The following is a 20,991-nucleotide window of genomic DNA, read 5'->3' as shown; positions in this document are numbered from 1 at the left end:
TTGGCGCATTGCGACGCCGTTTAGAAGGGTGGGTCCATTTCATTATTCCCTAAAGTGAGGAACGAACGTAATAGGGAATCTCTAGTAAACGCAGGAAGTGGATGCTTCAAGAAGGAAAAAGCCATGCACAAGAAGCCACATTTACCCACTAAGAGATGTCCTGTTTGCCACAAGCCTTTCGCATGGCGTAAAAAGTGGCAGCGCTGTTGGGATGACGTGATCTACTGTTCTGAACGTTGCCGTCGTAATAAATCTGAGTCTTCATACTCTTGAATAGATCAGCTCAATCCTCACGCTCTAAACCCACTAACTCCTATATTTCCTTTCTTTGTCATCATTTTGATGCTCCTTTAATCGTTTCGTCATTCATTTCTCAAGTTAATATTTCTATCTGTAAGATAAGTGATGTATAAAGGCGGCATGAAGATACCTAAAAGAATACAGCCTTTAGTTGACGATGGTTTAGTCGACGAGGTGACAAGCCAACTCATGAGTGGCAAAGAAGCATCTGTGTACATTGTACGCTGCGGCGATACGATCCGTTGTGCCAAGGTATATAAGGAAATTAGCCAGCGCAGCTTTAAAAAAGCGACCGCGTATCGTGAAGGCCGAAAAGTCCGAAATAGCCGCCGTGCTCGAGCGATGGAAAAAGGCTCTGGCTTTGGTCGAGAGCAACAAGAAAAGGTTTGGCAAAGTGCTGAAGTGGATGCCTTATATAAACTGGCAGAAGCGGGCGTACGTGTGCCTGTCCCTTACGGTTGCTTTGATGGCGTGCTGCTTATGGAACTGGTCACTGACGATGATGGTTATGTTGCACCACGTTTGAACGATGTCGTGATGTCAGCAGAGCAGGCGATCGAAGACCACGCTGTGATGATGACTTACGTAGTTAAAATGCTGTGTGTCGGTTTGATCCATGGTGACTTGTCTGAGTTCAACGTATTGGTGGATGAATACGGCCCCGTGATTATCGATTTACCACAAGCAGTTGATGCTTCTGCGAACAACAACGCCGAGTGGATGCTGGCTCGTGACATCAATAACATCCGTGACTACTACGCTCAGTTTGCCCCTGAATTGGCGAAAACCGAGTATGCCAAGGAAATGTGGGCGCTGTACGAGAAAGGCGACTTGAAGCCAGACAGCAAGCTGACGGGTGAGTTTACGGAAACGGACGACTTGGCAGACATCGAAGCCATCATGCAAGAGATAGACGCCGCGCGAATTGAAGAGCAACACCGACGCGAGCGAGCTAAAGAAGAGAAAGAAGGTGTAGACGACAGCAAGTTCAATTGGGCTGAGTAACCGTGATGATCAGTTTTGATCTTTAGCTAGATATCAACCATACGCCTTAAAAAGTCAGGCGCTCTTTCAAAAAACAACCCAATGGAGCCTCAACTCTGTTGGGTTTTCTTTTTTAGCGCTCATGAAAGACGGCCACTGGTATTAACTACCAATTTAACTGCTCGCCATCATAAGCGTAGAAGTGCCCACTTTTGTCCGGTGTGGCAGTGCGAATGATATCGACCAACTGATGGGCTACATAACTCGATTCAAACAACTTGCCTTGAGGGACATTGGTCTGAAAAGGTTTCGATAGAGCCGTGTCTGTCGTGCCCGGGTGCAGAGCCAACACGGTGCCTTTCTTTATGGTGCGTTGCCATTCAATCGACATGGTTTTGATAAACATATTGAGTGCCGCTTTCGATGAACGATAGCTATACCAACCACCTAATCGGTTGTCTGAAATGCTACCTACCTTTGCGGAAACTACAGCAAACTTTGGATTGTCGCTCGTTCTAAGAACAGGTGTGAAGTGCTTTGCCAGCAATAAGCTGGGTAGGGTATTCACCGAAATGTTTTTCAGGAAAAACTCAGGGTCGATAGAAGACAAATTTTTCTCAGGGCCGAGTTCTGGTGTGTGAAGCATACCAACACAGTTTATCAACCAGTCCAATTTTTCAAACTGTTTGCTGAGTTGCTCAATATCAGCTTCATTGGTTGCATCGACATTGTGCCAGCTCAAGCGATTGTTTTCTAGTTCCGGCTGTTGAGAGTGGTAAGTCGCATCTACATGCACATCAAGAAAATCAAACCGAGAGAGCTCAGATAATAGGTGTTTAACCACAGCGAAACCAATACCGCCGCTCCCACCGACCACCAATATGTGTAATCTGAGTTGCTCCACCATTATAAGTTCTCCAAGTTTGTGATTCGTTGTTCCGCAGTATCGAGAATCGCTTGTTGTGATTGCTCGTCCATGTTGTCCCAAGAGCGATATAACATGCCCATGCGTGGGTTACGGTTTAACGCATCGCGGTGCTGGCTCATAAAGCGCCAATACAAGCTATTGAAAGGGCAAGATTGTTCGCCGCTGCGTTCTTTTATCTTGTAGTGACACCCTTTGCAGTAGTCGCTCATGCGGTTGATATAGGAACCGCTGGCAGAGTATGGTTTGGTTCCGACGATCCCGCCATCCGCAAACAGTGCCATACCTCGCGTATTTGGCATTTCAACCCACTCAATCGCGTCGACGTAAATACCGAGGTACCAACTGTCGACTTGGTCAGGGTCTATGCCTGTGATTAAACAGAAGTTGCCAGTGATCATTAACCTTTGGATATGGTGCGCGTAAGCAAATTCAAGAGACTGGTCAATCGCATGCTTCATACAGTTCATCTTGGTTTGTCCGTCCCAAAAGTAATGTGGCAGGTTATTGTTTGCTGAGTAATGGTTTTTGTTGGCGTAAGCAGGCATATTCGCCCAATAGATGGCGCGTATGTACTCTCGCCACCCCAGTATTTGGCGTACAAACCCTTCGACTTGTGCAATGTCGATGCTTGGTTTATTTGAAGAGCTGTCTCGATGGCTGGATGCTTGGTAGGCCGACAGTGCTGCATCAATCACTTCTTTAGGACTCAGCAGTTTACTGTTCAACGAAAACGAAATACGGCTATGATACAAGCTCCATTTAGAATCGTGCTCTGTAGTCATCGCATCTTGAAACTGCCCAAATAACGGTAAGCAGACTTGGCAGAAATGAGCGAGCAAAGACAAACTTTGTGCGCGGTTCACCGGCCATAATAATTGGCTACCGACTTGACCAATGGTTTGCACTTGGTGGCGCTCGATACGCTGCAAAATGTCGGTTATGTCATTGGTAAACATCAAAGGCTGAGGCAGGTTTTCGATGTCTTGTTTCTTGAGTTTCTTTCGATTGTTCGCGTCGTAATTCCATTTGCCGTCAACGGGCTTTCCGTCTTCTAGCAAAATGTCGAAACGCTTTCTCATTCGGCGATAGAAGTGTTCCATCATGATGTGTTTGTCTTTCGGAAATTGTTGTTCGATCTCTTCGAATGGAAAGAGGAAGTGTTCTGTATCACAACAACCTTTGGTCGCATTGGTGAGCTTGAGCTTGTTCATCTGCTCTAAAAGGCGATATTCATCTGGCCTTTGATATTCGAATTTCTCTGCGCCGAATTCGTGTACATAGTGCTTTAGAAGTGTGTCTAGGTTTTCAAATTGCGTTGTGTCGTCAAGAGTTAGGTGAAGTACTTGATGGCCTTGTTCTTTTAATCCGTCAGCGAAGTAACCCATCGCACAGAAAAAAGTGGCCACTTTTTGAATATGAGACGCAACATAATCCGTTTCTTGTTTGAGCTCAGCAATGATGTAAATAACGTCATCGTTAACCTGTCGAAACCATGAGTGCTCAATATTTAGCTGGTCTCCTAATACAAGTCGTACCGTTTTAAATTTCATAATGCGTCCTGGTTTGTGAGGCTTGTTGTGACTGCGTTACCGCCTGACCATTGATTGATGAAGGCATGGTTTGGGTCGTACATTTCAGTCTGCTTGGCTAAATCAAAATGGCGTGATTTAGGTTGTGATTGGTTTTTAGTTTCGCTGTTGTGGGTTGGTTGATTGAGAGCCCCAGCGATATACGCCCAATTCCCCCAGTTAGATGCCACGTCATAGTCGACAAGTTGGCTTTCGAAATAGGCCGCGCCGTGTCGCCAGTCGACGCCCAACTCGTAAATCAAACAGCTTGCGGCTAACTGCCTTCCGCGATTGGACATGTAGCCAGTCGCGTTAAGCTGGCGCATGCATGCATCGACAATCGGGTAGTTGATGTTACCGCTCTTCCATTTGGAAAAATTAAGGCTTGCCGATTGAGTGCTACTCTCTGCTATAACGGGGTTTGTGTATGAGCCTGTAAATAACGATGCCTTCAACGACATGCTTTTCCAATAAAAATACTCACGCCACAACAGCTCGAAATAGATCCAGTAGGTTGAATCATTGGAACCATGATGCGACTCAAATCGAGAGAGGTGTCTGCAGATTGTTTTCGGTGAGACACAACCTAATGCGAGCCACGGTGAAAACTTGGTCGAGTTCTCGATGCCATCCAACACATTCCGAGTCTGTTTATAGCGGCTCGCGTAATCGTGTGAGAAGTAGTGGTCGAGATGTACTAACCCCGATGTTTCACCGCCTTTGAAGCTTTGCTCGCTCGTCAAATCGTTCGTCATAAAAAGGGATGCCTTTGAGTGACAGTGTGACGTTTTTGTTAGGTCTGGTGCTGGTGGTAACGTCGTTATGATCAAACTGTGTGTATCGACAGACAAGTGCTCGATGAGTTTTCTGAACTTGGTAAACGAGCGTGGTAACTTGTCTAACGTAAAAGGGTAGTCATCGAGCTCAAACAGAGTCGAGTTGTGAGTTTGAATCGGAGTTAAGTTCGGGCAGTCAGCCAATGTTGATTGCACTAGCTGTTGCTCGTTGTAGCCACAATGAACATTTGCAAACAAGTGAGTGACGTTTAGAGCAGAGATAATCTCGTTGAGCGAGTATTTAACGTTCTCGCTTTTATCTTGGTCTTGTGTAAGGACGATGAGTGTTTGCTCTAGGTCGCTCAGGTTAGCCTTAAGATCGCTTATCGATTGTGAAATGAAAGCTATGCGGTGAGCGCCATATTGCTGTTCTTGGGCGAACTGTGCTGAGTAGTGAGACAGAAGCGGTTCGACAACCACACAAACGAGCTCATCGACGATTTGGCTTGCTTGGTAAAGTAGCGCATTGTCGTTGATTCTTAAGTCGTTTGTAAAAAGATACAGGCCAATCTTTTTCATTACTTTCACTCGGCGATTTGTTAATTATTAGACGCTTACGAGTTGATAAGCTGACAAGATCACAAATTTCTACTCTAAGCGGGAAATAGGAGATTTCGGTCAGGATGAGTGTGTTGAAGAGGATATCAAGCCAACCAATAATACCGATAGAGGTTGGCAAAGCCGGTTATTTTTGAGTGTCGAACTGGAGCTTCTATTCCATAGGAACAACGAGAATATCGATAGGGGAAGTATCGATGATCTGTTTAGAATGGGAGATGAGCTTATGCCAAAAATCATGGTGATGGCCGCACAGCAATAGGTCAACGCCGTTTGCTTCGATGGCATTTTTGAGCTTATCGTTCAAATCACCCGTTCCCACGAAAATGTGCTTGATTGGGTGTTTGGTGTAGGCTTCAAACTCTTTCAAATGCTTAACGGCATCTTCATTGATGGGTAAATCACCGTCATTTCCTTGAATATCAACGAGTTCAGGATAAATCTCTCCATGCGTACCATCGATATAAACAAATGAAATGCCAGCCTCCAGTTTATCAGCGAAGAAGGTCGCTCTATCAATGAGAATCTTGGTGTCGTCAGACAGTTCAAGTGCGACCAGAATATGTCGGTAATCCATAATTAAAGCCTCTTGTTGTGAGTTATGTAACAAGCATAGTTTCTGTTGACGCAAATGATATCGAAGAGATCTCATATTCCGTAAAATCATCATTCAATGTTCTTCTAAGCACTATCGTATTTATATCGCTTTGATTGGTAAGAAATTTACAAAAGGTTGATATAGTGGTTGAAGCGCTAGCTTATGCTGTTAGATAGGCTTGATAGTTCAATGCGCCAATAACGAAGAGGCATCAATGACAGCACTACTAACCATTCCCACTCGAACATTAGGTTTCGACTACGATATTGAGATCCGAGACTGGTCTCAAAAGCTCGTCGGCTTTCATGTGTTTGAAGATGGTAGACGACCGCTTGATGGAGGCATTGGGCTGAGCCTCAACCTTGTTGAACAGTTTGACGTGAATGGTCGTTGGCTAAATTCATTACCTGCGCGTTATCGTGAAATCACCGACGACTTTCCAGAATACCAATACCAGATGTTGTGGCTTGCTGCGAATACTTATGAAGCCGCGCAATTGCTTGAATTAAGGCCTGTTATTTTGGCTTTGATCTGCATGAAATACAGTGTCGACAACAAGAAAGCACTGGCACTAAGTCGCTTAGGGCAGAAGAAGATCCTTACCAAGTTGGGCTTAGACGGCAGTAAGGCGACACTCAAATTCATCGACAAGCTAGAGCTTCATTACAATGTTGGTGATGAACTCGACCACATTGTTCGTATTCTCGAACCGCTGCAAAGACGAGTCCTTAAGTTTAAGCATTACTCAAAAGTTGGATACACAGCCCTGCGTTTGGACCAAGTTCATCCATTTCTAACTGGTAGCAGGCTAGGGATTGCAATGGTGGAAGAGGGCAGACTTAACGCACCGTCGAAGATGGCGATGTTCCAAGATGCGATATTGTTAGGACTAGATTTGGAGATGGATGATCCACTGCGCGCGATTACCAGTCAGAACTCTTTTGCGATGTTTGAACAACTCCATGACCGCTGGACGGAGCAACGGCAATTACGTCGTTTGGAGGGTAACTGCCCAATGGATAAAGACATCCCTTATCCCGTTCCTTTACTTGGCAATGACAACATTCATCCGCTCACGGATTATTACGACCTTGAACACGAAGGCATCGAGCAGAAGCACTGTATTGGCGTGTATCACAACCGAATCATGAGCGATCGTTATGTGGTGTTCCGCATGCTCAAGCCTCAGCGTTTAACCATAGGTTTACGCCGCGTCCCGAGCAAAGCATTTCCTTTTGAAATAGACCAAATCTGCGGAAAACGAAATGCACCTCCGTCGGAATCCGCTCGCCAAGTGATTCACGACTGGCTAGAAGCGAGTAAGCAAAAATATCCTAAGCAATAGCCATTAAGTAGAAGGAATACAGGATGTTTCAACAAGGCGATCTTTGCCCTCATTGTGGTTTGATTATTGTGATGCCTACGGATCTGCAAGGTGAATGCCTAGGATGCGGCGAAGAAATTAATCAAGACCCAGCAGACGATTACGACGAAGAAGAGTAGCTTTACCTACACTTAGATTAAACAAGGCTAGGATAGCCGAATTACTCTCTTTAAAAGGACGGAAAAATGCAGAAAGTAATCTTTAGAAATTGCGATGAAAACTCACCTTATTGGCATGAGTTAGAGGGCTTATTTCAAAGTGAATGGTCTGATTTCAAGTTTAAAGATACATATAAAGAAAACGTACAACTCCCTCCAGTAATAACAGTACTTCGCGATAATGTGGTCATTGGTGGCTTGGCGTATTCCTATTTTCAAGAACCTCACCAAGTTCGTGATGTAGTGTGGATCAACGCTGTGTTTGTCGACCCTCAATGGCGCGGTCAAGGCATTGCCCGTGAACTGATTAATCGTGGTGTCAGACAGGTTTCTTCTGCAGTGCAAACTCAACTCTACGCGTACACCAATATCATGGGTCTCTACCAAGGGCTAGGTTGGTCAATCGTAAATATCGAATCAGAACCGAACCATAAAGTGATGAGTATTGAGCTTAATCGATAAGCTCGGAATAAAAGCCTGATATTAGTTTATCTGCCGTTCGAGTAATGAATTTCTCCCTTTCATCCATAATGCATAAACCTGTTAAATTTTCGTTGAAACTCATGCCGATATCGCCTTTAAATCAAACAACTAGCTGTTGATTAGACCTATCAATACGATTTATTGCAGCAGTTGTTGAGCACAAAGCCTATATTGACTAGAATGACGCACTTTTTTTATTTACGTACATACAGGTAATGAACATGAGCGATACTAATTCAAGACCAGCTTTACCAGATCATCTTGCAGGTAACCCACGCAGCCCACACCACGTTGCTGAGTGTTTCGAATACCCAATCGGCATTCGTCTAAATGGTAAAGAGCGTACTGATGTTGAAGAATACTGCATCAGCGAAGGTTGGGTTAAGATCCCTTCTCCAAAAGCGCTAGATCGTTTTGGTCAGCCAATGCTTATTACTCTAAAAGGCACTGTAGAAGCTTTTTACATCGACGCATAATCACTTCGTGTGGCTAGTTAATACTTCATGTAATTAGCTAATGTTTGTCTAATCAGTCAACATTAAGTCAACAAGTGTTATTACCTAAAAGGGTCTAGAGAAATCTAGACCCTTTTTGTTTGCGTTGATTTTGGTGAATTTCTTTAACCAATAGCCCAAATCACCCTTTTAACTCCACAGATTTAACCAAAATTTTCGGTATTCACTATGCATTCGCAGGAATAATAAATTTGTTGTTGGTTGATTTGTGTTCGCTCGCTCTTTTTTGGTTTGTTCACTCTCGAAAGTTCTGATGTTTAATTAAGCAGATACAAACAAAAATATGAAGCGTAGTCTAATTAAATGAAACTAATATGCTGTATTTAAAGTTATTTTTTGTTAATGACTACCTCTATCACAGAAATTAATCCTGAAGCACATACAATTCCCTTGATTTCGAATGAGCGCTAAATTTTTTCGTTCGAGCATTTTAATTCTTCCTTCGCCCAATAATTATGAGGTTCCTATGTTTGGAATATTCAAACCTATGGCGCATATCGATCGCTTGTCATCAGATAAGATCGATAGCACCTACACACGACTACGATGGCAGTTGTTTCTCGGCATCTTCGTTGGCTATGCGGGGTACTACTTAGTCCGAAAAAACTTTAGTTTGGCGATGCCTTATCTCATTGAACAAGGTTTTAGCCGCGGAGAACTAGGGGTTGCATTAGCGGCGGTTTCTATCGCTTACGGCTTATCTAAGTTCTTAATGGGCAGTGTTTCTGACCGTTCTAACCCTCGTTATTTCCTCAGCGGTGGCTTGTTAATGTCGGCGCTAGTGATGTTCTGCTTTGGCTTTATGCCATGGGCTACAGGCAGCATTACTGCGATGTTTATTCTGTTGTTCTTGAATGGTTGGTTCCAAGGTATGGGCTGGCCGGCTTGTGGACGAACCATGGTGCACTGGTGGTCACGTAAAGAGCGTGGCGAGATAGTGTCAGTATGGAACGTTGCTCACAACGTGGGCGGTGGATTAATTGGTCCAATGTTCCTGTTGGGTCTATGGGCTTTCAATGACGATTGGCGAACCGCTTTTTATGTTCCTGCATTTTTTGCCACTCTCGTTGCTATTTTTGTTTGGTTCACAGTGAGAGATACGCCTCAGTCTTGTGGTCTACCTCCAATTGAAGAGCACAAAAATGACTACCCAGATGATTACGACAAGTCTCACGAAACTGAGATGACAGCAAAAGAGATCTTCTTTAAGTATGTCTTTAATAACAAGCTGTTGTGGTCAATCGCTATCGCAAACGCGTTCGTTTACCTGATTCGTTATGGTGTACTTGATTGGGCTCCTGTTTATCTAAAAGAAGCGAAAGACTTCTCTGTAGATAAATCATCTTGGGCTTACTTCTTATACGAGTGGGCAGGTATTCCGGGCACGCTATTGTGTGGTTGGATCTCAGATAAGTTATTCAAAGGTCGCCGTGCGCCTGCAGGTATCTTGTTCATGGTGCTAGTGACTATCGCAGTATTGGTTTACTGGTTTAACCCAGCAGGTAACCCAACGGTTGATATGTTGGCTCTAATTGCGATTGGTTTCTTAATTTACGGCCCTGTAATGCTAATCGGCCTTTACGCACTTGAGCTTGCTCCTAAGAAAGCTGCGGGTACAGCGGCTGGCCTAACCGGTCTATTCGGTTACTTAGGTGGTGCAGTTGCAGCAAATGCAGTACTTGGCTTCATGGTTGACCATTATGGATGGGATGGTGGTTTCACTATCTTGGTTGGCGCTTGTGTCGCTTCAATCATCTGTTTGGTATACGCATTTATTGGTGAGCGTAAGCACCATAAAGAGAAAAGCCTCGAACGTGAAAAAGAAGCGCTAACTCAATAGTGTATTTACAAAACCACATCGACTAATAAACGACAGAGGCAGGTATATCCTGCTTCTGTTTTATCAAGGGAAACAATAATGAAAACAACGTCACTGTCTCTGACCTTATTAGCACTAAGCTTATCTGCACAAGCGTTCGCTGAGCCTTTAGTGATTGCTCATCGCGGTGCTTCTGGTTATTTACCTGAATACACATTACCCGCCAAAGCTCTGGCTTATGCGATGAAACCCGATTACATCGAACAAGATGTCGTGATGACCAAAGACGACCAATTGGTGGTGTTACATGATCACTATCTAGATCGAGTAACAGATGTCGCTGACCGCTTTCCAACACGCGCTCGTGCAGACGGTCGCTTCTACGCAATTGATTTTACGCTTGCAGAGATCAAATCTCTGAAAGTGACCGAAGGCTTTAACCTAGATGAACAAGGTAACAGAGTGGCAGGGTACCCAACGCGCTTCCCAATGTGGCAGTCTGATTTCCGTGTCGCTACCTTTGCAGAAGAAATCGAACTGATCCAAGGGTTAAATAAGACCTTAGGTTATGACGTAGGTATCTATCCTGAAATTAAAGCACCTTGGTTCCATCGCCATGAAGGCAAAGACATATCTAAAGCGGTACTAGCCACATTACAGCAATATGGTTACCTATCGAAAGATGACAAAGTGTATTTACAGTGTTTCGATGCTAATGAACTTCAGCGCATAAATGATGAACTCATGCCGGCGATGGAGATGGATCTTAAGCTCGTTCAGTTGATGGCCTATACAGACTGGAACGAAACCATGACTTACAAGGGCGATAAAGCAACGCCATACAGTTATGACTGGATGTTTGAAGCGGGTGGTATGGAAAAAGTTGCGACTTATGCGGAAGGAGTAGGCCCTTGGAAGCCAATGCTGGTGGACGATGCATCGACCAAAGATAACATCATCATTAAACCATTAATGAAATCTGCCAAAGATGCAGGCTTAGATGTTCATCCGTACACGTTCCGCGCTGATCCAGGCCGAATTCCAGGTTATGTCGATAACTTCGATGGCATGTTGGATGTGTTTTATAACCAAGTGAAAGTCGACGGGGTGTTTACTGATTTCCCAGACAAAGCAGTCGACTTCTTAAACCGTTAATTGGTTAATCCACAATAAAATACAAAGAGTTAAAAGCACTGCTTGAAGGTGTTTTTAGCTCTTTTTTTGATCTAACAATCCTGCATTAAATCTACACTCTTAGTACACACTTTAATCGTTACTTGATTTACACCGTTTACACTCCTTGATAGGTTACGCGCAATGCAGTCAGGTGCTCAATATGTAGCGCTTCTGGCTGAAACGAATATTGAAAATGGACACATCATGGAAGAAAGAAGCAAAGCTTATCTCGATAGCTACCTCAACACATTACCAGCGGACGTTGCTTCGCAATACACCTCTTTTAGTTCCGACTATTACTGTGCTGACGAATACAACGCCAACCTATGTGCCCAGTTAATTCTCAAAGGTGAAAAACGGGCATCTTGCAGCCTTGAATATTGGTACAGCCATGAAGGAGAAGTTATGCCTGTCGTGGGACATTTGCAAGTCGTCACCGATTGGGATGGCAAACCAGTTTGCCTTGTCGAGGTAACCTCGGTGTCGCTGTGCAAATACAACGAAGTGACCGCTGAGTTTGCTGCCGCAGAAGGCGAGGGTGATAAAACACTAGAATGGTGGAGAGATGCGCACTGGAACTTCTTTTCACGTGAATGTGAAGAGCTCAAAATTGCGCCAACTGAAGACATGTTACTCGTACTTGAGCGCTTCAAAGTGGTTTATCAATAGTGAAGTCACCGTGAGTGTCATATTGAATCTCGAGACATGGCACTTTGGCTATCTTTGACTAAAGCAAGATAGCTAGACGCCGAACCGCAATTGTCCTTGGCAAACGTCACTGCGACGCCACATTTAGGCTATGTTGAACAAAATAGCTACGAATTCTACTTCGATATTGCTTTCGACAACATTCTGTCCTATCAAAGGGATGGCATATAGAGATAGAATCTGCCCCAAGTTATAAAAAGGTAGAGAAGTATGAGCTTAAAAATCAGAGCAGTCGCGATAGATGATGCGCAAGGCATTATTGATGTATTGAATCCAATCATCATCGAAGCGCGTTATACGATCTTGGATCAGACTTTTACTGTTAATGAAGAAAAGGCATTTATTGAGTCGTTCCCTGAGCGCGGTGTGTTTAGTGTTGCCGTCAACGAAACGACAAACCAGCTGCTTGGTTTTCAGAATGTAGAACCATTTGCTAGTTACACCAAAGCATTTGATCATGTTGGTATTATTGGTACTTATGTTGATGCTAATAGCCGTGGACAGGGCGTTGCAAAACAGTTGTTTGATTACACATTCAAAGCGGCAGAAGCCAAAGGTTATGAAAAGCTGTTTGCCTATGTACGAGCAGACAACGAGCGTGCTTTAGCGGTTTATCTTAAGCAAGGTTTTGACATCGTCGGAACGGCTAAGAAACACGGTAAGATTGGCGATCAGTACTTTGACGAAATCCTTATCGAGAAATTTTTATAGGATCACTTAAACGCTAGGTAACTCATCGTATGCAGGAGGCAAGATGAAAAAGCTAATCGAATTAACAGAAATAGTCTTATTCGACTGGGGCAATACGCTGATGGTTGATTTCCCAGACGCACAAGGGAAGATGTGTGACTGGGAAACCGTACAAGAAGTGAGTGGTGCTCGTGCATTATTAGCGGAATTGTCGAAAACTCGTCAAGTTTATGTTGCCACCAACGCAGGCGACTCCAGTAAAGAGGACATCATTCGAGCCTTTGAGCGTGCTGGCCTGTCTCAATATATTTTGGGTTACTTTTGTAAGTCGAGCATTGGCTTTTCTAAGTTCGAGTCAGGGTTCTATCCTGCCATCATTTCCAAACTCGGTGTTGCACCACAAGATATCACCATGGTAGGTGACACTTTAGAGAAAGACATTTACCCAGCACTTGAAGCGGGTTTGCAAGCGGTGTGGTTGAACGCGGAAGGAGTTGAGCTCAAGTCCGAGCATCCGAGCATCATTCAAGTTCAATCTCTAAGCGAACTGTTGAAAAAACACAATTAACTCTCTGACATTAAGCTCATATAAAGCGCTTGTCTATTTTGACGCCGACCTCTCATCTCTTTGCTGTCTAATCCTCTAAGCTAAGTCTAGTTTCCACTATGAGGGCTAGGTTATGAGTATCGAACGTCACGGAATATCGGTCGGAATTGAACGTGTTAGCGGTGAAACCATGGTTGTGTTTAAAGCGAAAGGCAAACTCACACACGATGACTATCAAGCAATGATGCCAATTCTAAGTACCACGCTAGAAGAACTCGATTCATCTAAACTCAAGATGCTGGTCGACATCTCCACCTTAACGGGCTGGGAGTTGCGTGCTGCTTGGGATGATTTCAAATTGGGATTAGAGCTCAATTCGAAGATAGACAAAATCGCGATTTATGGTGATAAAAGCTGGCAAGAATTGGCTTCAAAAGTAGGGAGCTGGTTTGTGTCTGGTGAGATTAAGTCATTCGAAGACCATGACTCTGCGCTTAAGTGGTTGGTCGACTGATACTCTTTTTCGGACAACTACTGGGTAATCAGTAAACAACGCCAATGATAGTTGACGAGTATCGTCTCGTAGGCTGTCATTTTTCGTTTTGGTTATGATATTTCCTATTTGATTCAATAGAGTATATTCATTTCTGCGTGTAACATACTTAGGCTTTGTTTGGTCTTGAGCAATAGAGCGATCAGACTCAGTAAAAACGAGAACTAAAACAGAAATAAGGTCTAACGACATGAATAAGGTAATTGATAAGCTCGCTTGGATATTCATTAAAGATGGCAAGTTGTTGATGGTCAGATCAAAAGGCAAAGAACTGTTCTATCTACCGGGTGGTAAGCGTGAAGCTGGCGAAAGCGATGAGCAAGCACTGGTTCGTGAAATCAAAGAAGAGATCTCAGTTGATTTAGTGACTGATTCCATCAAATACGTTGAGACCTTTACAGGTCAAGCTGATGGCAAAGCGGAAGGCGTATCAGTGCAATTGACTTGTTACCTTGCTGATTATACTGGTGAACTGTCTCCAGATGCCGAAATCGAAGAGCTTAAGTTTGTTGATGGCAACGACAGAGCGGTATGCTCATTGGCGGCACTGGTTGCGCTTGATTGGTTAGAAGCGAACCAGTATTTGTCTTAAGGTTTTAGCGGCTACTAGCTAATACTGAAGATTGATCTTCAAAAGATCATCGCTTACGAATAGCTTGAAGGGCGGCTGTCTTTCATCAACAGGTCGAGTTTCCTTTGAGCTTTCTTCGTGTCTTGTAAATCCACCACCTCAATCATTTCACACTCATCTCGTACCATCTCATTAATCAGGCTTGGATAGTGTCTGCAATCTTCTGGTCGGTCTAAGTAAATGCTGCATGTGTACTTGGCTTGAGCCTTGGTGTCTTTCGTCGGAACTAGCTCTAGAAAAGGGCAGCGAGTTAAACGTTCGCCTGATTCAGGGTCGAACCAGATCTCGCTTCCTCGAACATATTCAAAGATGTCTGGATTGAACAACTCCCACAAATCAATCTCTTCTTGCGTTGCGGCAAGGTCACCATCTCCGTATTTGATACAGCATTTCCCGCATTGATTACAATTTTTCATTAGTGACTTCATTGGTTGGTGAGCTTTTATCATTTTACCACTGATAGGCGTGGCACGTTGACTTTGTTGTTCATGGTTAAGCCATTACGGGGCGAGAACATGGAATGACGGCGTTTAAAATCAATTTATCTATGCACCACCACTCCAATCAAAGCTGTAAACAGTGATACAATTTGCGCCTCTCACGTTATTCAAGCAAAGGCATCAAAATGAGAACTGTATACACCACCGAAGGCAACATCAACGCAAAGAAACAGAGAGACGCTTACCCAAAGTTGGCGCTATGTGATAACTGCGTTCGAGACTATGTGGTGATTGCTCAAGGCGAACGTACTTACAAGCCATGCGCAAAATGTGGTGCCGACGATTAATGCGCCTTGATAAATACCTATGTAAAAGCACTGACCTAACCAAGCCTGAAGCGATTGAACGCATCCATAATGGCGAGGTGAACGTAAACAGTGAGGCTGTGACCGATGAATCGACTCAGGTTCATGAAAGCAACACCATCTTGTTAAATGGCACTCCGCTTAAGTTGCGTGAATTTCGATACCTCCTAATGCACAAGCCTGCGGGTACTATCTGCTCTAATATCGATGAAGTTTATCCTTCACTCTTTAACTACATCGAGATAGAAAAAGCATCAGAACTGCACATCGCAGGACGCTTAGATGCAGACACAACAGGCTTAGTCTTGATTACCGATGATGGGCGATGGTCATTCAACATCACTCTGCCAACCAAGTCATGTAAGAAGGTGTATCGCGTGACATTGTCACGAGATATCAAAGATGATGTCGCTGACAAGTTCAAAGCGGGCGTTAAATTGCAGGGCGAACAAAATCTGACGCGTCCGGCAGAACTCGAAGTGATTACCAGTAAAGAAGTGCTGTTGACCATTACAGAAGGTAAGTTTCATCAAGTAAAACGAATGTTTGCTGCGGTAGGGAATCGAGTTGTTGGACTACACCGTGAGGAGATTGGTGATGTTCGTTTAGATGTTGAAGCAGGTCAGTGGCGTTATCTAACTAAAGCCGAAGTCGACTCATTTCAGCAGGACTCTGAATAAACGCTGTAACCACTTAAAGCGTTAAGCGTGTCAGGATCAGAATATCAACACTATAAGGATCTAGGATGGAAAACCTCAAAGTCTCAGAAATTAAGTCTTTCGTGCCCGCGAAAGACTTCGATTTATCCAAGCGTTTTTACCAGTCAATCGGCTTCGAAGTGATGTCTGAATTTCACGATATCGCCTATCTACGACACGGCAGTTGCGCCTTCCTTTTGCAAAACTTTTATGAACCTGCGCACTGTCACAATTACATGATGCACTTGCTGGTTGAAGACGTAAAAAGTTGGTATCAACACATCCAAAACTCTAATGTAGTGTCGGAATTTGAAGTTATGGTTTCCGAGGTTGTTGAGCAACCTTGGGGAATGCTTGAGTTTTGTATCACTGACCCAAGTGGTGTGCTGTGGCGTGTGGCTGAAAACATCAGGCCGCGTTAATTCATCCAACTTGCATTGAGGCCAGTGAAAACTTCAAATTGTTCATCTGTTTCTTTATTTATGCCGACATAAGGCAATGATCAAATAGGTTCAAACATGGATATAAAGGCTAAAATGCACAGCCAAGACGTTTACTACTGTGACGACGTTGACTTGGTTGCTGAGCAAACTCAATGCTTAGAAGTGCTATACGATTTCAACCACACTCGTCCTAGTGAAGGGGATAAACGACAACAAATCATGAAGCAACTGTTCGCCGAAGTCGGTGAGGGCTGCTACATCGAGCCGCCGTTACACGCGAACTGGGGGCGTCACACCCACCTAGGCAACAACGTATACGTGAACTTCAATTTAACTCTGGTCGACGACACATACGTATTCATCGGCGACAACGTGATGATTGCGCCTAACGTGACCATCGCCACTGGCACACATCCCATCAGCCCAGAACTCAGGCTAAAAGCAGCGCAGTTCAATATCCCCGTTCGTATTGGCAACAACGTATGGCTTGGCGCACACACCGTCGTACTTCCCGGTGTCACCATTGGTGAAAACTCAGTAATCGGCGCAGGCAGCATCGTCACCAAAGACATCCCAGCCAATGTCGTCGCAGTCGGCAACCCATGCAAAGTGGTACGCGAAATCAACGAACGCGACCGAGAGTATTACCACAAAGATCGCCGTATTCCCGATGAATTAAAGTAAGCGACTTTTCACACGCCTGAAATTAGCTGTGACATAAGTCATTGTTATGCAGTGGCTTAGTTGTATATTACTTATCTATCTTAGAAACTACACAGAAATATTCTGGATTTAAGTGCGGAATTTTTCTGTCTGATAACTGTTATATGTACAGGGAGTTTCAATGAAGGGTTTTCTCAAAGGGATTTTAGCTTATCTTGTTGTGATCTCGGTAGCTCTGCTAATTTCTCGCAATTTTTTTGATTACCTATCCACAATAGACTTGGTTGACTACATTGCATATAGCGGGGTTTTACTTGTTGTATTGGCAGGCATTACATTTGATGGTAACAATCCAGCTAATCAAGACTTTTTGTCGTTAATGATTCATCGTGAACTTGTGTCCCGAACAAATGACTTTCAAGACGAAACTAATAAAGTAAGTTTTGCAGTTAATGTCGGATTGATAGGTATATTTTTACTTATTGCTAGTGGCGTAATGGCTTGGCATATTAGTAAGTAAAACATATAACAAGGTGCCTAAATCTGAATCGTAAACGCGTGCCGAACTCGCTTCGCTCAGACATGGCACACATCCACTTACAGCGTAGCTAAGCGTTATGCCTCTATCATTTTTACTGAGTGAAATTAACTATCTATACCTAGTCTTGATAGTTTGTTTAGGTTCACGGTGCCTTTCTTAACTATTTGCTAGAGTGACATTTCAATGAGCATAGAGGTTTTATAATGGGAACTGTAATCGGTTTGGTGATTCTAGTTGCGATAGATTGGTATCTTGTTCGTAAAACAGGGCTTCATATTCATAAATGGATCTCTAAAAAGTATGCCGCGTATCTGTCGAAGAAGGGAAACAAAAAATAGCCTTTCTTATTAAGTCATCGGTATAAAAAGCGTTATCTGCTATTCATTTTACACACATTGCAAAGATTGGAGGATTCATGAAAGGTAAAGGAAAGTGCCTATGTGGCTCGGTTGAGTTGGAAGTAGAGTACGCCAGTAATGAATTGGGGGCTTGTCATTGTAGTATGTGTAGAAATTGGTCTGGCGGTCCGATGTTAGTCATTGATTGCTCTGATTCCGTCAAAATATCAGGTGAATCAAATGTAGTGAGATATAAGTCATCCGATTGGGCTGAGAGAGGGTTCTGCGGTAAATGTGGTACTCACTTGTTTTACTTTTTGGTGCCAAATAATCAGTATCATCTTCCTGTCGGTTTATTGATGTCTGGGGATGACTACAAGTTAACTCATCAGATATTCATCGACGAAAAGCCCAAATACTACGAATTTAAAAATGAAACGCACAATATGACTGGTGCAGAAGTATTTGCCCACTTTGAAAGTGGAGAGTAGCACTTAGTTTTTATTAGCTTAAGACTAATTCACAACGCTCGGCATTTTTTAGTTTCGGTCGAGTTTTGTGTTTGCGGTGTAATGGTTTCGGTTAGGTGGTGCTCACGCCTAACATCCCAGCATCAACCCCCAACTTGAAGTGCCTCGAAACTCGATTATGTGAACTCCTAATAGCTGAATAATTACTCTAATATACAATGAGTTTTCTAATGGCTCTTAGGGGGCGGAAATGACGGATATGGCAATATCAAGTTACCTTGGCTGGTTGTTACTTCTTATAGGTTGTTATCCTTTCTTGCTTGTTGGTGTCAGTATGTTTTTCTATGATGCAGAGCGTAAACAAGCATTAAGGTGGTTGAACGGAGTTAGTTTTCTATTGGCTGCATTCCTTCTTTACATGCATATGCAGACAGAAGTCATCTATGGTCGGGAACTGCTCGAAGCTTGGTATCGTGATAACCCAGAAGATAGGCCTCAATAAAAAGCACATAACAAGTGTTTGTCATCCATTTCGGTATATAAAAATGATGCTAAACGATTGGCATTTCCAGCTAGAATCAACTTTAGTGTTTTCGGCACAATGGGTGAGGTGATCGCGATGTCAGCTACTTCAAGCGGCGATAACTCGTCTATCCAATTATGCCTATCCGAGTGAACCATGTTCTCTTACAAAGTGTCTGATATTTTAGATATTCAAATGTTGAGGCTCCGATGAATTTTCTCCGTAAGTATAAAATCAGTTCCCTTTTCTGCGTTAGTGGTCTTTTGTGTTTCATTGCTTATAACACCATAGGTTCATACGTAGATGAAAATGGTGTATTGGTTGAGCCATTCGGGCTTATTCCTCTGTTTTGGCTTTTTGAGCTACTTGCGTTGGTGGCTTTGGTTGTAACCTTCGTTAGACATAGAAAGTGTCAGTAGACCAGTTAAGCTACGAGTAAACGAAGATGTTTCGTTATCACAAATAACTTAGGCGCGATTCGGTACGCTTGGCATTTTGGCATGCGGCGGTATTGGTGTTTCCACTCGTTTAACTTCAGTGGGTTAGGTGTTAAATTTGAGATCATTGGTAGCGTTGCCATCTGCTCAAGCGGGCGTTATGTTACTAATTGAATTCAACGTTTATAAAGGATGAATATGGTAGTACTTAGAGGAATGCGCCAAGACGAATATCCAGCTTATTGTCAGTATTTTATTGACGATTACAGTCAGGAAATAGCTAGAAACTATGGGCATTCTTTAGACGTTGCAGTCAAATTGGCAAAGAAGGACTTGCATCGCAGCTTCCCTAACGGACTAGAGGGCAATGAGCATTCGCTATTATGCATTGATGCTGAAGTCGATGGTGAACGTAAGCTTGTGGGTTACCTTTGGCACTCAGTCAATATTGGGGATAAATCTACGTTTATCTATGACTTCTTCATCTCGAATGATCATCGAGGTCAAGGTTATGGTACTCAATCAATTTCTGCGTTAGAGACCCAACTACTTGCTATTGGTATCAATCAAATAAAACTGAGGGTCGCATACCATAATGAGCGGGCGCTTAAGTTGTATAAAGAAGTTGGCTTTGAGGTTACCGGTTTCAATATGTCTAAGAAACTAAGCGGGTAGCCTCAACAGATAAAGCAACATACATAGACCGGCAGGTTTCATTCAAACATGGAGTGAAAATATGAAATCAGACTTTTCAAAACTTGCGACAACCGATTACGGAAACATACTAAGTAACGACCACTTTATTAATTTTAGTATTGGTCCTCTTTGGCAGGGAATGTCGCCAATTTTTGGAGAAGCGTTTACTGTCCAGTTAACGTCTGGTGATAATTTAATGCTTCATTCAGCCATATACGAAGCACCAGAAGGTTCCATCATTGTAGTGGATGGAGTTGATAGCGAATATGCAGTAGCCGGCGGTAATGTATGCGCAGTCGCGAAGAGTCGAGGTATCAAAGGTTTTATTATTGATGGTGTCATTCGAGATTTGAGTGAAATTTCAGATATGAAGTTTCCAGTTTTTGCGAAAGGTGTTCATCCAGTACCGGGAAAGAAAGAGGTCTATTCTGAATTGGGCGCTCCAATCACTTGCGGGGGAGCAAAGGTCTCTACGGGAGATATCATTGTTGCTGATGTAGAGGGTATTGTCGTTATTCCTAAATCAAGAAAAGATGAAGTGTTTCTAATGGCTTCAAAGAAAGCAAGTGACGAAGCTTCATTAACACTCGCTGAGTGGGAAACGAGTCATAGGGCTAAGATAGCCAAAGCAATAACGTCTGCGAAAAAAAACTTAATTGGTGCAGCAAGTTGATTTGTAATGCGTGGCATTTGTCATCAATTAACAGGCGTTAGGCGACAACGAATAAATTCATCCATGGAGAAGAGAGTGATCGTAAGGACTGCGACGAAAGAAGACTCAAGTGTCTTGTTAGAGTTTATTGAACAAAAAGCTGACTTTGACCGGAGTATGAAAGGGTTTAGTGGTGAAATCTCGACAACTATAGAGAAAATCGAACGCACATTATTCGTAAGCGCGTCATAAACCCCGCATTCTAATCACCTAGCACGAATAATAAGAT

At 43.3% G+C, this 20,991-nt stretch carries 29 protein-coding genes and 2 pseudogenes; 26 read left to right on the top strand and 5 right to left on the bottom strand.

Going from position 1 to position 20,991, the window contains the following annotated elements; genetic code table 11:
* Positions 1-123: 123 nt before the first annotated feature.
* A complete protein-coding gene (locus tag ACED45_RS21615) occupies positions 124-273 on the top strand; it encodes a DUF2256 domain-containing protein (RefSeq protein WP_371714975.1) in 150 nt (49 codons plus the stop codon).
* Between the two features lie 147 nt (positions 274-420).
* A complete protein-coding gene (locus ACED45_RS21610) occupies positions 421-1,305 on the top strand; it encodes a PA4780 family RIO1-like protein kinase (protein WP_081231109.1) in 885 nt (294 codons plus the stop codon).
* 145 nt (positions 1,306-1,450) lie between these two features.
* Here ACED45_RS21610 and ACED45_RS21605 read toward each other — a convergent pair whose 3' ends face one another.
* The 4 genes from ACED45_RS21605 to ACED45_RS21590 form a co-directional block, all read right to left on the bottom strand.
* Entirely contained in the window at positions 1,451-2,191 is a 741-nt protein-coding gene (locus tag ACED45_RS21605) for an SDR family oxidoreductase (protein WP_371714974.1), read from the bottom strand.
* Complete coding sequence (locus ACED45_RS21600) at positions 2,191-3,762, bottom strand: cryptochrome/photolyase family protein (RefSeq protein ID WP_371714973.1); 1,572 nt, start codon at positions 3,760-3,762, stop codon at positions 2,191-2,193. Before ACED45_RS21600 ends, ACED45_RS21605 begins: the two co-directional genes overlap by 1 nt.
* Entirely contained in the window at positions 3,759-5,135 is a 1,377-nt protein-coding gene (locus ACED45_RS21595) for a DASH family cryptochrome (protein ID WP_371714972.1), read from the bottom strand. Before ACED45_RS21595 ends, ACED45_RS21600 begins: the two co-directional genes overlap by 4 nt.
* 193 nt (positions 5,136-5,328) lie before the next feature.
* Positions 5,329-5,751 (bottom strand): universal stress protein, encoded by a 423-nt coding sequence (locus ACED45_RS21590; protein ID WP_371714971.1) that lies wholly within the window; start codon positions 5,749-5,751, stop codon positions 5,329-5,331.
* Positions 5,752-5,986: 235 nt separating this feature from the next.
* Here ACED45_RS21590 and ACED45_RS21585 point away from each other — a divergent pair, with 235 nt between their 5' ends.
* The 12 genes and pseudogenes from ACED45_RS21585 to ACED45_RS21530 all read left to right on the top strand — a co-directional run bounded on the left by ACED45_RS21585 (position 5,987) and on the right by ACED45_RS21530 (position 14,397).
* Positions 5,987-7,117 carry a PcfJ domain-containing protein gene (locus ACED45_RS21585; RefSeq protein ID WP_102428725.1) on the top strand — a complete coding sequence of 377 codons (1,131 nt, stop codon included), beginning with the start codon at positions 5,987-5,989 and terminating at the stop codon, positions 7,115-7,117.
* A gap of 23 nt (positions 7,118-7,140) precedes the next feature.
* Complete coding sequence (locus ACED45_RS21580) at positions 7,141-7,275, top strand: hypothetical protein (protein ID WP_017059202.1); 135 nt, start codon at positions 7,141-7,143, stop codon at positions 7,273-7,275.
* Between the two features lie 66 nt (positions 7,276-7,341).
* Positions 7,342-7,776 (top strand): GNAT family N-acetyltransferase, encoded by a 435-nt coding sequence (locus ACED45_RS21575; RefSeq protein WP_371714970.1) that lies wholly within the window; start codon positions 7,342-7,344, stop codon positions 7,774-7,776.
* 242 nt (positions 7,777-8,018) lie between these two features.
* The gene (locus tag ACED45_RS21570) at positions 8,019-8,273 is read left to right on the top strand and encodes a DUF3297 family protein (RefSeq protein ID WP_017059204.1); all 255 of its coding nucleotides are present in this window, start codon (positions 8,019-8,021) and stop codon (positions 8,271-8,273) included.
* A gap of 505 nt (positions 8,274-8,778) precedes the next feature.
* Positions 8,779-10,152: a glycerol-3-phosphate transporter gene (gene glpT, locus ACED45_RS21565; protein WP_371714969.1), complete on the top strand. Its 1,374-nt coding sequence runs from the start codon at positions 8,779-8,781 to the stop codon at positions 10,150-10,152.
* A 78-nt stretch (positions 10,153-10,230) separates the two neighbouring features.
* On the top strand, positions 10,231-11,286 hold the full coding sequence (gene glpQ / locus ACED45_RS21560; RefSeq protein WP_371714968.1) for a glycerophosphodiester phosphodiesterase: 1,056 nt from the start codon (positions 10,231-10,233) through the stop codon (positions 11,284-11,286).
* 225 nt (positions 11,287-11,511) lie between these two features.
* The gene (locus ACED45_RS21555; protein ID WP_327784279.1) at positions 11,512-11,976 is read left to right on the top strand and encodes an ASCH domain-containing protein; all 465 of its coding nucleotides are present in this window, start codon (positions 11,512-11,514) and stop codon (positions 11,974-11,976) included.
* A 75-nt stretch (positions 11,977-12,051) separates the two neighbouring features.
* Positions 12,052-12,186, top strand: a pseudogene (locus tag ACED45_RS21550) (D-2-hydroxyacid dehydrogenase family protein); the annotation flags it as partial.
* Positions 12,187-12,225: 39 nt separating this feature from the next.
* Positions 12,226-12,726, top strand: a complete 501-nt coding sequence (locus tag ACED45_RS21545) for a GNAT family N-acetyltransferase (protein WP_371714967.1) — start codon at positions 12,226-12,228, stop codon at positions 12,724-12,726.
* A 43-nt stretch (positions 12,727-12,769) separates the two neighbouring features.
* Positions 12,770-13,273, top strand: coding sequence for an HAD family hydrolase (locus ACED45_RS21540; protein ID WP_371714966.1), 504 nt, complete (start codon positions 12,770-12,772; stop codon positions 13,271-13,273).
* A gap of 112 nt (positions 13,274-13,385) precedes the next feature.
* Positions 13,386-13,766 (top strand): STAS/SEC14 domain-containing protein, encoded by a 381-nt coding sequence (locus ACED45_RS21535; protein WP_371714965.1) that lies wholly within the window; start codon positions 13,386-13,388, stop codon positions 13,764-13,766.
* 229 nt (positions 13,767-13,995) lie between these two features.
* On the top strand, positions 13,996-14,397 hold the full coding sequence (locus ACED45_RS21530) for an NUDIX hydrolase (RefSeq protein WP_371714964.1): 402 nt from the start codon (positions 13,996-13,998) through the stop codon (positions 14,395-14,397).
* Positions 14,398-14,450: 53 nt separating this feature from the next.
* Here ACED45_RS21530 and ACED45_RS21525 read toward each other — a convergent pair whose 3' ends face one another.
* A complete protein-coding gene (locus tag ACED45_RS21525; RefSeq protein WP_004733901.1) occupies positions 14,451-14,852 on the bottom strand; it encodes a YkgJ family cysteine cluster protein in 402 nt (133 codons plus the stop codon).
* A 209-nt stretch (positions 14,853-15,061) separates the two neighbouring features.
* Between ACED45_RS21525 and ACED45_RS21520 the strand changes: the two genes are divergently transcribed.
* The 12 genes and pseudogenes from ACED45_RS21520 to ACED45_RS21465 form a co-directional block, all read left to right on the top strand.
* Entirely contained in the window at positions 15,062-15,223 is a 162-nt protein-coding gene (locus ACED45_RS21520) for a hypothetical protein (protein WP_004733900.1), read from the top strand.
* Entirely contained in the window at positions 15,196-15,921 is a 726-nt protein-coding gene (locus tag ACED45_RS21515; RefSeq protein WP_371714963.1) for a pseudouridine synthase, read from the top strand. Before ACED45_RS21520 ends, ACED45_RS21515 begins: the two co-directional genes overlap by 28 nt.
* 65 nt (positions 15,922-15,986) lie before the next feature.
* Positions 15,987-16,361, top strand: a complete 375-nt coding sequence (locus ACED45_RS21510) for a VOC family protein (protein ID WP_102511421.1) — start codon at positions 15,987-15,989, stop codon at positions 16,359-16,361.
* A 96-nt stretch (positions 16,362-16,457) separates the two neighbouring features.
* The gene (locus ACED45_RS21505) at positions 16,458-17,066 is read left to right on the top strand and encodes a sugar O-acetyltransferase (RefSeq protein ID WP_371714962.1); all 609 of its coding nucleotides are present in this window, start codon (positions 16,458-16,460) and stop codon (positions 17,064-17,066) included.
* Between the two features lie 160 nt (positions 17,067-17,226).
* Positions 17,227-17,565 (top strand): hypothetical protein, encoded by a 339-nt coding sequence (locus ACED45_RS21500; protein ID WP_017083582.1) that lies wholly within the window; start codon positions 17,227-17,229, stop codon positions 17,563-17,565.
* Positions 17,566-17,789: 224 nt separating this feature from the next.
* Positions 17,790-17,924 carry a hypothetical protein gene (locus ACED45_RS21495; RefSeq protein WP_371714961.1) on the top strand — a complete coding sequence of 45 codons (135 nt, stop codon included), beginning with the start codon at positions 17,790-17,792 and terminating at the stop codon, positions 17,922-17,924.
* A 77-nt stretch (positions 17,925-18,001) separates the two neighbouring features.
* Positions 18,002-18,415 (top strand): GFA family protein, encoded by a 414-nt coding sequence (locus ACED45_RS21490; RefSeq protein ID WP_019823483.1) that lies wholly within the window; start codon positions 18,002-18,004, stop codon positions 18,413-18,415.
* Positions 18,416-18,644: 229 nt separating this feature from the next.
* Positions 18,645-18,896 (top strand): hypothetical protein, encoded by a 252-nt coding sequence (locus ACED45_RS21485; protein WP_004733888.1) that lies wholly within the window; start codon positions 18,645-18,647, stop codon positions 18,894-18,896.
* A 230-nt stretch (positions 18,897-19,126) separates the two neighbouring features.
* Positions 19,127-19,336, top strand: coding sequence for a DUF3955 domain-containing protein (locus ACED45_RS21480; protein ID WP_102487999.1), 210 nt, complete (start codon positions 19,127-19,129; stop codon positions 19,334-19,336).
* A gap of 216 nt (positions 19,337-19,552) precedes the next feature.
* Complete coding sequence (locus tag ACED45_RS21475) at positions 19,553-20,029, top strand: GNAT family N-acetyltransferase (protein WP_102444694.1); 477 nt, start codon at positions 19,553-19,555, stop codon at positions 20,027-20,029.
* 61 nt (positions 20,030-20,090) lie between these two features.
* Entirely contained in the window at positions 20,091-20,723 is a 633-nt protein-coding gene (locus ACED45_RS21470; protein WP_371714960.1) for an RraA family protein, read from the top strand.
* 63 nt (positions 20,724-20,786) lie between these two features.
* A pseudogene (locus ACED45_RS21465) lies at positions 20,787-20,939 on the top strand (GNAT family N-acetyltransferase); the annotation flags it as partial.
* Between the last annotated feature and the right edge of the window lie 52 nt (positions 20,940-20,991).

The organism is Vibrio crassostreae, assembly GCF_041439375.1.
Classification (GTDB): Bacteria; Pseudomonadota; Gammaproteobacteria; order Enterobacterales; family Vibrionaceae; genus Vibrio; species Vibrio crassostreae_D.
Note: the sequence above shows the minus strand (reverse complement) of the source record. Positions and strands in the feature narration are given on the sequence as shown.

Bases quoted from the DNA above. Each gene is read 5' to 3' on its own strand.
- ACED45_RS21540 (WP_371714966.1), top strand. From the start codon at position 12,770: ATGAAAAAGCTAATCGAATTAACAGAAATAGTCTTATTCGACTGGGGC.
- ACED45_RS21610 (WP_081231109.1), top strand. From the start codon at position 421: ATGAAGATACCTAAAAGAATACAGCCTTTAGTTGACGATGGTTTAGTC.
- ACED45_RS21595 (WP_371714972.1), bottom strand. From the start codon at position 5,135: ATGAAAAAGATTGGCCTGTATCTTTTTACAAACGACTTAAGAATCAAC.
- ACED45_RS21575 (WP_371714970.1), top strand. From the start codon at position 7,342: ATGCAGAAAGTAATCTTTAGAAATTGCGATGAAAACTCACCTTATTGG.
- glpQ (WP_371714968.1), top strand. From the start codon at position 10,231: ATGAAAACAACGTCACTGTCTCTGACCTTATTAGCACTAAGCTTATCT.
- ACED45_RS21470 (WP_371714960.1), top strand. From the start codon at position 20,091: ATGAAATCAGACTTTTCAAAACTTGCGACAACCGATTACGGAAACATA.
- ACED45_RS21495 (WP_371714961.1), top strand. From the start codon at position 17,790: ATGGGAACTGTAATCGGTTTGGTGATTCTAGTTGCGATAGATTGGTAT.
- ACED45_RS21585 (WP_102428725.1), top strand. From the start codon at position 5,987: ATGACAGCACTACTAACCATTCCCACTCGAACATTAGGTTTCGACTAC.
- ACED45_RS21525 (WP_004733901.1), bottom strand. From the start codon at position 14,852: ATGAAAAATTGTAATCAATGCGGGAAATGCTGTATCAAATACGGAGAT.
- ACED45_RS21520 (WP_004733900.1), top strand. From the start codon at position 15,062: ATGAGAACTGTATACACCACCGAAGGCAACATCAACGCAAAGAAACAG.
- ACED45_RS21490 (WP_019823483.1), top strand. From the start codon at position 18,002: ATGAAAGGTAAAGGAAAGTGCCTATGTGGCTCGGTTGAGTTGGAAGTA.
- ACED45_RS21485 (WP_004733888.1), top strand. From the start codon at position 18,645: ATGACGGATATGGCAATATCAAGTTACCTTGGCTGGTTGTTACTTCTT.
- ACED45_RS21480 (WP_102487999.1), top strand. From the start codon at position 19,127: ATGAATTTTCTCCGTAAGTATAAAATCAGTTCCCTTTTCTGCGTTAGT.
- ACED45_RS21555 (WP_327784279.1), top strand. From the start codon at position 11,512: ATGGAAGAAAGAAGCAAAGCTTATCTCGATAGCTACCTCAACACATTA.
- ACED45_RS21545 (WP_371714967.1), top strand. From the start codon at position 12,226: ATGAGCTTAAAAATCAGAGCAGTCGCGATAGATGATGCGCAAGGCATT.
- ACED45_RS21515 (WP_371714963.1), top strand. From the start codon at position 15,196: ATGCGCAAAATGTGGTGCCGACGATTAATGCGCCTTGATAAATACCTA.
- ACED45_RS21590 (WP_371714971.1), bottom strand. From the start codon at position 5,751: ATGGATTACCGACATATTCTGGTCGCACTTGAACTGTCTGACGACACC.
- ACED45_RS21615 (WP_371714975.1), top strand. From the start codon at position 124: ATGCACAAGAAGCCACATTTACCCACTAAGAGATGTCCTGTTTGCCAC.
- ACED45_RS21570 (WP_017059204.1), top strand. From the start codon at position 8,019: ATGAGCGATACTAATTCAAGACCAGCTTTACCAGATCATCTTGCAGGT.
- ACED45_RS21510 (WP_102511421.1), top strand. From the start codon at position 15,987: ATGGAAAACCTCAAAGTCTCAGAAATTAAGTCTTTCGTGCCCGCGAAA.
- ACED45_RS21530 (WP_371714964.1), top strand. From the start codon at position 13,996: ATGAATAAGGTAATTGATAAGCTCGCTTGGATATTCATTAAAGATGGC.
- ACED45_RS21500 (WP_017083582.1), top strand. From the start codon at position 17,227: ATGAAGGGTTTTCTCAAAGGGATTTTAGCTTATCTTGTTGTGATCTCG.
- ACED45_RS21600 (WP_371714973.1), bottom strand. From the start codon at position 3,762: ATGAAATTTAAAACGGTACGACTTGTATTAGGAGACCAGCTAAATATT.
- ACED45_RS21580 (WP_017059202.1), top strand. From the start codon at position 7,141: ATGTTTCAACAAGGCGATCTTTGCCCTCATTGTGGTTTGATTATTGTG.
- glpT (WP_371714969.1), top strand. From the start codon at position 8,779: ATGTTTGGAATATTCAAACCTATGGCGCATATCGATCGCTTGTCATCA.
- ACED45_RS21505 (WP_371714962.1), top strand. From the start codon at position 16,458: ATGGATATAAAGGCTAAAATGCACAGCCAAGACGTTTACTACTGTGAC.
- ACED45_RS21605 (WP_371714974.1), bottom strand. From the start codon at position 2,191: ATGGTGGAGCAACTCAGATTACACATATTGGTGGTCGGTGGGAGCGGC.
- ACED45_RS21475 (WP_102444694.1), top strand. From the start codon at position 19,553: ATGGTAGTACTTAGAGGAATGCGCCAAGACGAATATCCAGCTTATTGT.
- ACED45_RS21535 (WP_371714965.1), top strand. From the start codon at position 13,386: ATGAGTATCGAACGTCACGGAATATCGGTCGGAATTGAACGTGTTAGC.